Origin of the sequence: Candidatus Bathycorpusculum sp., assembly GCF_009778815.1 — an archaeon.
Lineage (GTDB): Archaea > Thermoproteota > Bathyarchaeia > Bathyarchaeales > Bathycorpusculaceae > Bathycorpusculum > Bathycorpusculum hydrogenotrophicum.
Genome location: NZ_WRFL01000077.1, coordinates 1 through 9235 on the forward strand (window position 1 = coordinate 1; position 9235 = coordinate 9235).

Consider the following 9235-nt stretch of genomic DNA (forward strand, 5'->3'; position numbering starts at 1 on the left):
CCGCGGAGTTGCCCGCTTTTAACTGTTTTTTCAGAACCACAATTTTTACATTCAACCATAACAGCCACCGGCTGAATTAATATAAACACACCCTACAATATATCTATTGGTCAACACTCTCGAAAATACTTTGTCTGGCGAGCGGCTTTATGTGAATGAAGAATTGCAGGATACGCATTCAGACATTGCCTTTAGGTCAATAATGACGGGGCACATTAAAACAGGTGAGCATATAAAGGTTTCATTAGGCGGCGCTTTTAAGGTATATTGTCATATTTTTGTTGATGATAAGCTGGCGCTGTCGAAATAATCCGATGAGGATTATTTTTCTTAAGCAACCCTTGTCCTTTGATGTGGTTAAGCGCGTAACGGAGGGCTTGGTTGTTTTCTTTGACATCTAGCGACTTCTTTTTTGTTTTTGTCTTGATTTTGGTAAATGATATAGATGTGTGGTAATATCGGGGGTATTGGTTTAGTAGAGTTCTAAGCGGATCATTTCGTTGTCATATCAACAAAAGTGTGGCTGGCTATTGGTGGTTAGGACAATCATATGTATTGAGGAAATGCGTAATTGATTTAACTTAAAACCGCATTGTTCCATTACAACAGGGAAAGTCCGCTTGAAAAACCATCCACCTCAAAGAGAAATCTCCGTACTGTTACCGGCTTATAATGAAGCTATACAGATTAAACGCTGTATAGATGAGGTGGAGAAGGCGCTTCAGAGTTTTTGCAGTTCTTATGAAATAATTGTTTCTGAGGATGGCAGCAAAGATGGTACTGATAAAATCGTTGCAGATTTGGCGCAATCAAACCCTCATTTACGTTTGCTTCATTCGCCATTGCGGTTAGGTAAAGGTAAGGCTATCAAAAATGCTGTTAACGCCGCTAATGGGAGATACATTGCATTTATGGATGTGGATTTAGCTACTGATCTGAGATGTTTGTCTAAGCTCTATGAGGTTGTCAAATTGCAGGGCGGTATGGTGATTGGGTCAAGGCATATAAAAGGTGCAGCTGTGCAAAGGCAACCTACGCGAACGTTGTTTAGTTTAACCTACAATATTTTTGTGCGAATGCTTTTTTTGGATGGTATTTATGATCATCAATGTGGGTTTAAAATTATGAGCCGAAATACTGCAAGGTCTGTGCTTGGGTGTTCTCGTTCGGATGGTTATTTTTTTGATACTGAGCTTATTGTTTGTTGTAAGCGGCTTGGATATCGTGTTACTGAGGTTGCAGTAACTTGGTGGGAAAAAAATAAGGGTGGTTCTAAAATTAATCCGGCTCGTGATAGTATAAAGATTGCTTTGGATATGTTTAGGTTTAGAATTAATCGTCAAAAGTAAAGGTGAGTCTGTTCCTTCTCTTCGCCGGAATCCAAAGAGGATTCATAAGGGGCATTCATAGCGTATTGGCTATGAAAGGATAATACTTCTTTGGCCGGCGGTTTCACAGGCACTCCTCACCAACATGGTTTATGCAGACTTGTGATTTAAGGTTTTTCCAACTGAGAAATAAAAACGCAGGAAACCGTCAAGTTTTTTGAAGCTTGGATGAGTCATAAATGACTAAATTTCTTGGTCATACGTTTTAACCGAGCTATCTGCTGCGCTATGTTCAAAAAAGCGGGTACAGAGTGACCATGAGGTGAACAACGCCCAGCCACAATAGCCTCTGCAATAGCTTCAACCGTAGCATCTCTAGCTTCAATCTCAGTATAACCATAACCAATCTGAGGCGGATAGTGAGCATCAGTTCCAGCAACTTGAGATAAATTGAACCTTTGCGCAGCCTCTTGCGCCTTTTTAACACTCAACCCAAAAGGAAACGCCCTAGCATTAACCACCTCAATAGCATCAAAATCCGAACAAACATTTTCACGAAGACAACCCTTGAAATAAACATAAGGATGACAAGCTATAGCAACTCCACCAGCTTTGTGAATCCGCTTAATTGTTTCAACCGCACTAAAACCTTTGGGGATATGCTCTTTAACATTTAGCGCAACAATATGACCATCCGCACTTGAGACTTCCATACCAGGAATTATAAGAAAATCAGTTTCTTTAGCAATCTTGTAAGCACCTTCAAGAACATCATGGTCAGTTACGGCACAGGCATTTAAGCCGCGTTTTTTGGCATAATAGAGAAGATCTTTAGGAGTTATCAGAGAGTCTTTTGAGTAGGTAGTATGAACATGAAGATCTGCAGAAATTTTTATGGTCATACCTACACCATACTACTTGGGAGCTGTTTTTGTACGTATCTGAGCTAGTTGTTCATCTAGTTTGTCTTCGTCGGTTTCGATTTTATGGAAGAGCGGTTGGGGTTTTAGGAGTATGTGTCCAGCTTCAAGAGGCACTAATGCATCGCTCCATCGGCTTTGTTCAATTTTTCCATTGATTTTTAGGGTTTGCCAGAGTTGTTGTGCGGTTGTGGGCATAAAGGGCTGAGAGATAACAGTTATGGCTTTCACAATCTGGGTTGCGGTGTAGAAGATTGTAGCGGCTTTTTCTTTGTTGGTTTTCATGAGGTTCCAGGGTTCTTTGGTGTTTAGGTATTGGTTGCCAAGACGGCTTATTGCGATAAGGGTGTTAGCGGCAGATTGGAGATTGCCGCTCTCGATGTCTTGGGCGGCGTGGGTTATTTTTTCTCTTAGACAATCAAGTATGGCTTGGTCATCTGCATCGGGGTTGGTGGGTGTGGGGACGGTGCTGTCGAATTTGATGTTGATAAATGAGAGGGTGCGGTGGATAAAGTTTCCAAAGGTGTCGTTTAGATCGGCGTTGATTTTTTCTGCAAATGCGGTCCAGGTAAAATTGGTGTCTTTGCTCTCAGGTCGGGTGGATATGAGAAAGAAGCGCCAGTAATCCACGGGGAACATTTCAAGGGCTTCATCGATCCAGATGCCTATGCGTTGGCTTTTGGAGGCTTTTTGGCCTTTGAATTGTAGAAATTCTGTGGCTGATACACTCCAAGGCAGGTTGTAGTCTTGTCCGGAGGCTAAGAGCAGGGCGGGGAGAATAATTGTGTGGAAGGGGATGTTGTCTTTGCCTACAAAGTAGAGTGTTTGGGCGGTTTTGTCAAACCAGAATTCACGCCATTTTTCGGGTTGCTCGGTTTGTTTGTAGTACTCGATGGTGGCAGAAACATATCCTAAAACGGCATCTATCCAAACATAGATGGTTTTGCCTTGTGCGCCCTCAAAGGGTGCGGGGATGCCCCACTCGACATCGCGGGTGACGGCGCGGGGTTTTAGGCCTTCTTTTATCCAGTTTAGGCTGAAATTTTTAACGTTTTGAGGAAGTTGGGGGTTGTTTTGGATGTATTGGCAGAGGGGCTCGGAGAGTTTGGTGAGATCAATATACCAGTGTTTGGTGGTTTTTGCGATTGGAGGGTTTTTGCAGAGGGCACAGTAGGGTTCGACAAGCAGGGTGGGTTCGAGGAGTTTTCCGCAACTGTCGCATTGGTCGCCTCGGGCTTTCTCAGCACCGCAGTGGGGACATTTGCCCTCAACGAAGCGATCGGGGAGGAAGCGTTGGTCGTGTTCGCAGTAGAGCATCTCTGTTTCTTGGCTAAAGATGTAGCCGTTTTGTTGGATTTCAAGCAGGGTTTTTTGCACAAAGGCTTTGTGCACCGAGCTCTCAGTTGTGGTGTAATTGTCAAATGAGATGTCCCAGCGCTTGAAGAGCTCGGAGACTTTTTTGTGATTGCGATCTGTTAGCTCTTTTGGGGTTATGCCCTGTTTTAGGGCTTCGACCTCGATGGGAGTACCATGAGTGTCAGATCCACTCACCATCAAGGTGTCTGCACCGCATAAACGGTAGTAGCGGGCAGTGACATCGGCTGAGAGCATCGAACCGACTAGATTGCCCAGATGCGGAGTGACATTGATGTAAGGCCAAGCAGAAGTTACCAGAACTTTTTGAGACAAACCAATCATCAACAACAACCGTTTCATCCGTCCTTATTAAAATTGCTAGCTAAACCCACTCGAACAAGGCCATTGTTGTGGAGAAGACTTAAATTTTGAGGCCGATATACCCTATCGGAGGCTATAGTGTGGCTTATTGTCGAAGATGCGGCACCCAACTCAAAGAAGAGGCACTCTTTTGCCATAAATGCGGAACCCAAGTAGCCGTCATCACCCAAACCCCGCCGCCGCCAACTCCAAGTCCAATTAACAGTCAAACCTATCAAGCGCCTCCACCACCAGCAGCATCACAACCAACAACAGCAACTAGTTCGTCTCGCAAAGATCCATGGGTGTTAATTGCGGTTGGGTTAGTTGTTGTATTAGTTTTGGCGGTGACTATTGTTGCTTTTTTGATGGTTCCGCTGGGTTATTGGAGTTTTGCAAATAATAGCTATGGGTCTAATGTGAGCAAATTAGACTTCAACCTTGAAATTAACATAAACCAACTAGTTCCCACCATACAAAATCTAGGTCTGTTTAAGACCGTAGAGACCCCTCAACTCGGTATGGGATCTTGTTTAGAAACAGTAATGCCGCACCAATAATTGACGTATGAGCAACTGTGTGTTGTTGGGGGTATTTTGGGTGTTGTTTGAGCCCTTATATGTTCGGGGCAACAGCTATCTGCAGAGCAAACAATATTTTATTGTGACTAAAGATGAGTCAAAATCAAATGTTTTGCTATCAATGTGAACAAACAGCCAAAGGCACTGGCTGCACGGTCAGTGGAGTTTGTGGTAAAACCGCTGAGGTTGCAAATCTCCAAGACCTCCTAGTCTATAAATTGCGAGAACTCAGCCAACTACTAAGTCTCCAAACCCAAAAACAGAACAACCACGATGAAACAATTGATGTCTTTATCGCTGAAGCTCTCTTCACCACCCTAACAAACGTAAACTTTGATTCCGAGGCCATCATAGCCTACATAAGAAAAACTGAACAGCTACTAATAGAACAAAACGCAGAGCTACAACCAAACATCCAGTATCTAAAACTTGAAGCAACAAACTCGGCTTTGGTTGAGCTGGGCAAAACAGTTGGCATAAACTCTGACCCAGCCATAAATGCTGATCTGCATTCGTTGCAGTGGCTGCTAACCTTTGGGTTAAAAGGCGTTGCCGCCTATGCCTACCATGCATATCTATTGGGCAAAAAAGATCCCGCGGTTTTCAACTTTATCCAAGAAGGCTTAGCCGCACCGCTTAACAAAACATTGGGCCAAAATGAATTTGTGAGTTTGGTTTTCAAATGCGGCGAAATCAATTTACGAGCTATGGAACTTCTCGATGAGGCCAACACTGAGAAATACGGCCACCCCACTCCCACCAAAGTAGCGCTGGGACATAAAAAAGGCAAAGCCATACTCATCTCAGGACACGACTTAGCCGATCTCGAAGAACTTCTCAAACAAACCCAAAACAAAAACATAACCATCTACACCCACGGCGAAATGCTCCCCTCCCATGCCTACCCCAAACTCAAAGCCTACCCCAACTTTTATGGACACTATGGAACCGCATGGTTTAACCAACAAAAAGAATTCGCAACATTCCCCGGCACCATACTAATGACCACCAACTGCCTACAGCGCCCCACAGAAACCTACAAAACAAACATCTATACCACAGGTCCAGTCAGCTACCCAGACATTGCTCATTTAAACACCAAAGACCTCAGTCCCCTAATCAACAAGGCTCTGGAGCTACCAGGTTTTCAAGAAGACAAAGAAGACAAAACGGTTATGGTGGGTTTTGGCAGAAATGCTGTGCTAAGCATCGCTGATAAAGTCATAGAATCGGTTAAAAGCGGACATATTAAACGCTTTATCCTTGTCGGGGGATGTGACGGCGCCAAACCCGGACGCAACTACTACACTGAACTTGTTGAGAAAGCACCCAAAGACACCATCATACTTACCTTGGCATGCGGCAAATTCCGCTTCTTTGACAAAGATCTGGGCACCATTGATGGCATCCCGCGACTACTTGATATTGGACAATGCAATGACGCCTATAGCGCAATTAAAATTGCTCAAGCCTTAGCTGATGCATTCAAAGTTGGAGTTAATGATCTACCGCTCTCGATGGTCCTCTCCTGGTATGAGCAAAAAGCCGTGTCCATATTGCTCTCTCTGCTCTACTTAGGCATAAAAGACATCCGCCTCGGACCCAGCCTACCCGCCTTCATCACACCCAACATCCTAAACGTTCTGGTGGAAAAATTCAACATCATGCCCACCAAAACAGCAGACGAAGACCTCAAAGCCATCATAAAATAAACCCAAAAACCAACACCCCTTCTTTTATTTTACACTAATACCCAAGCGACAATTGATCAATATAGACCGAAACAGCGCATACCACTCAAGAGCACCGTGCAAAAAGCGGCATAACACAAAATTAGACGACGGATATTTTCCTATCAACATATAAGACAAAAATATCTGCATACATAAGTATATGCTGTCTGCAGAGCAAAAATAGGCAGAAAAAAGGGCACTATTGTTAAAACGGCTGTTTGACGAGTTTTTATCTTCCACTCACCAAATATGCTAAAATCATAGCTCCTGACAAACCCATAAACAGCCCGACAGAAAAGAGAAAACAGGAATATCCATAAAAAACCCCGCAATTTTTTAAAGAATCATGCTACAATTATAGTATTATTTAGTATATTGGAGCGGAGTGGCATATGCAAATTTACATTACCCTATTGCGAGGCGTAAATGTTGGCGGGAATAACAAAATTGATATGAAGCGCCTCAAAGAAGTTTTTGCTAATGCCGGATTTGTCAATGTTCAAACCTATATTAACAGTGGCAATGTGATTTTTTCAAGCAACAAAGATGCTGTTACAGTACAAACGCAATGCGAAGATTTAATTGCTGAACAGTTTGGACTAAATATAGCTGTTGCCGTTCTGACTGCTCAAGAACTTTCAGAAGCACTTGACCACACGCCGGATTGGTGGGGTAACACGCCGGATACGAAGCATAACGCTATTTTTGTTATTCCTCCCGCAAAAGCTGAAGCAGTGTGTGCAGAAGTGGGCGACATCAAACCAGAATATGAAAAAGTGGCATATCACGGTAAACTCATATTTTGGTCTGCACCCGTGAAAACTTTTGCAAAAACGCGGTGGAGTACAATAGCTAAACAGGCAACATACCAAAAAATAACTATCCGCAATTCTAATACAGCGTTCAAATTAGCGGAATTATCAAAAGAGTAACAGCCATTTTTTTCAAAAAATCAACACTAAAGGAACCCGGAAAACTTCATCAGACCAAAACCGCGATTTATCTCGCAGTCGCTAAAAACTCCAAAAAGAGCAGATAGTTTACTTGGAATACCAATCCCTAAGTAATTCACTATGCTCAAAAATATACTCCACTTTTTGAATAAACGGCACTATCTCACCAAAATTCAAAGCACGGTGATCAAATACCAAACATAGCGGAATTATTTTTCTTATCCCAATAGATTTTTCGTTACTTTCATTTTTAATCACACCGGGCTTTTCTTGAATACTACCTATACCTATTGCGAAAACTTGCGGAGGAGCAATATCTAAAATTCCCACAAACCCGTTTAACCCCCTACAAACCGAGCCAAAATTAGACATTGTAATTGTTCCGGGTTGCAAATCAGCAGGGATTATTTTATCGTTTAGGGGTATCTTGTCATATTCTTTAAAGTCTTTTTTGTTAGGCTTTGATTTATCAAGAATCATCCCTAAAAGAGCAGAAACAGCTTTTAACAAATGTCCTTTTTTTATTTCTTCTATCAGGATACTTACAGCAACTCGGTACAATGGAATATGAATATTGCAATTATTTATTTTCTGTGCAATTTTATTAATGTATTCTTGCATTTCTACAAGTGTCTTATCTTCAAAATTTCTTAAATTTATGGGAACAATTTCACCGTTTTCAAGTACCCAGGGCATAGTTATGTTTATATTTTTTATAACTTCAACCTCACCGGTGATACGTTTGGGGTTGTATTTTATATGAGCGTTAACCTGCGGTGCAGTTTTGACAGCTTCTACACATATTTTCAGTAACAAGGTGTTTATAGTCAATTTTAAACTTTGACTATTTTCGTTTAGTCTGCCAAATTCATTCAGCATTTCAGTTACATCCGCCTCGTAAATGAAAGTTACGTGCGGAACTGTTGTCCACGACTCGGTGGTTTCATAGCTGATTGCTTTTCGCAGAATGTTAAACTTCTCCCCCATCAAATCATCCCAAGTCTTTTACTGTATTATTTTGCTTTATAAAAAACCTATCAGAATACCTGCACATTACATACCGCATTATAGAGGATAATCCCCAAAATCGGTGCAACCCAAGGTTTTTTCGACTTTATCAGAATACTAGCATAGAAATTTTTATCGGGCGTGTAACAAAAAAATGGGGCAATGGTTTTGTTCTCCGATTCCTAACTAAAATTGTGTCTGTTGTGGGGCTTGTCCGCTTTTTGCCAGATCTTTTGCGATCAACCCTCCCTAAAATAAGAAGTGCACAAAGTAACGAGGCGAAGAAAGGTCTATCATTGTGGAAAACAGCCACCCGCCCATTGTGGACAGAGAAATATTTGACAGACACAAAGAGAACTTGCCCGCCGAAGAAGGGTAACACTTGAAAAAAGCGGATATGCCAACCGCTATGCTTGGAGCGGAAAAATCAAATAAGCCACTGCAACTTTTTCAAAATCTTTCTTTCGGTGTCACAGCATCTTTTTAGAACATATCGGATGAGAGCCGCAGTGTTGCCGTTTTGTCGTGGGTTTCCATTAAATGCAATAACTTTCAGGAAAATTACCAATATATCTACAACTGACTGAGATAAAACAATAGTTTACACACATCCAGTTTAGCATACATGCACATGTAAGGCATACAATGCAAAGTCTTTTTCAGAAAATGACCTGTTAGAAATATTTTAGCTCAACTGCTCACATATACATGAATAATGTCGATTAACGCTAATATGACTGCAAATGTTTTTATATTAAAGTATCAAATGTCATGCTTTAAGGTATAACTAAAATGAGCGATTTCAATTCAAGCAAAACCCTAGCAGGCATCGGCTCAATACTAGTCGGATTCATTGTCGGCATAATTCTTTTCTGAGAGTGTTGACCAATAGATATATTGTAGGGTGTGTTTATATTAATTCAGCCGGTGGCTGTTATGGTTGAATGTAAAAATTGTGGTTCTGAAAAAACAGTTAAAAGCGGGCAACTCCGCGGA

Annotated in this window: 8 protein-coding genes; 5 read left to right on the top strand and 3 right to left on the bottom strand. The window is 41.9% G+C overall.

Annotated features, from left to right (window positions below):
- The first annotated feature begins 151 nt into the window (after positions 1-151).
- Positions 152-310 (top strand): hypothetical protein, encoded by a 159-nt coding sequence (locus FWF39_RS10860; protein ID WP_343383462.1) that lies wholly within the window; start codon positions 152-154, stop codon positions 308-310.
- 310 nt (positions 311-620) lie between these two features.
- Positions 621-1349: a dolichyl-phosphate beta-glucosyltransferase gene (locus FWF39_RS10865; RefSeq protein WP_343383463.1), complete on the top strand. Its 729-nt coding sequence runs from the start codon at positions 621-623 to the stop codon at positions 1347-1349.
- Between the two features lie 212 nt (positions 1350-1561).
- Here FWF39_RS10865 and FWF39_RS10870 read toward each other — a convergent pair whose 3' ends face one another.
- Both FWF39_RS10870 and metG read right to left on the bottom strand, forming a co-directional pair.
- Positions 1562-2230, bottom strand: a complete 669-nt coding sequence (locus tag FWF39_RS10870; RefSeq protein ID WP_343383464.1) for a CehA/McbA family metallohydrolase — start codon at positions 2228-2230, stop codon at positions 1562-1564.
- A gap of 12 nt (positions 2231-2242) precedes the next feature.
- Positions 2243-3946, bottom strand: a complete 1704-nt coding sequence (gene metG, locus FWF39_RS10875) for a methionine--tRNA ligase (protein ID WP_343383465.1) — start codon at positions 3944-3946, stop codon at positions 2243-2245.
- Positions 3947-4032: 86 nt separating this feature from the next.
- Here metG and FWF39_RS10880 point away from each other — a divergent pair, with 86 nt between their 5' ends.
- From FWF39_RS10880 to FWF39_RS10890, 3 genes are all read left to right on the top strand, one after another.
- Positions 4033-4524, top strand: coding sequence for a zinc ribbon domain-containing protein (locus FWF39_RS10880; RefSeq protein WP_343383466.1), 492 nt, complete (start codon positions 4033-4035; stop codon positions 4522-4524).
- Between the two features lie 128 nt (positions 4525-4652).
- A complete protein-coding gene (gene hcp, locus FWF39_RS10885) occupies positions 4653-6257 on the top strand; it encodes a hydroxylamine reductase (RefSeq protein ID WP_343383469.1) in 1605 nt (534 codons plus the stop codon).
- A gap of 413 nt (positions 6258-6670) precedes the next feature.
- Positions 6671-7210 carry a DUF1697 domain-containing protein gene (locus FWF39_RS10890; protein ID WP_343383467.1) on the top strand — a complete coding sequence of 180 codons (540 nt, stop codon included), beginning with the start codon at positions 6671-6673 and terminating at the stop codon, positions 7208-7210.
- A 108-nt stretch (positions 7211-7318) separates the two neighbouring features.
- Here FWF39_RS10890 and FWF39_RS10895 read toward each other — a convergent pair whose 3' ends face one another.
- Positions 7319-8218, bottom strand: coding sequence for a 2-oxo acid dehydrogenase subunit E2 (locus tag FWF39_RS10895; RefSeq protein WP_343383468.1), 900 nt, complete (start codon positions 8216-8218; stop codon positions 7319-7321).
- Positions 8219-9235 lie beyond the last annotated feature (1017 nt).

What these genes read in the sequence shown, in the direction of transcription:
- metG (WP_343383465.1), bottom strand. Translation starts at nt 3,946, where the DNA reads ATGATTGGTTTGTCTCAAAAAGTTCTGGTAACTTCTGCTTGGCCTTAC.
- FWF39_RS10890 (WP_343383467.1), top strand. Translation starts at nt 6,671, where the DNA reads ATGCAAATTTACATTACCCTATTGCGAGGCGTAAATGTTGGCGGGAAT.
- FWF39_RS10870 (WP_343383464.1), bottom strand. Translation starts at nt 2,230, where the DNA reads ATGACCATAAAAATTTCTGCAGATCTTCATGTTCATACTACCTACTCA.
- hcp (WP_343383469.1), top strand. Translation starts at nt 4,653, where the DNA reads ATGTTTTGCTATCAATGTGAACAAACAGCCAAAGGCACTGGCTGCACG.
- FWF39_RS10895 (WP_343383468.1), bottom strand. Translation starts at nt 8,218, where the DNA reads ATGGGGGAGAAGTTTAACATTCTGCGAAAAGCAATCAGCTATGAAACC.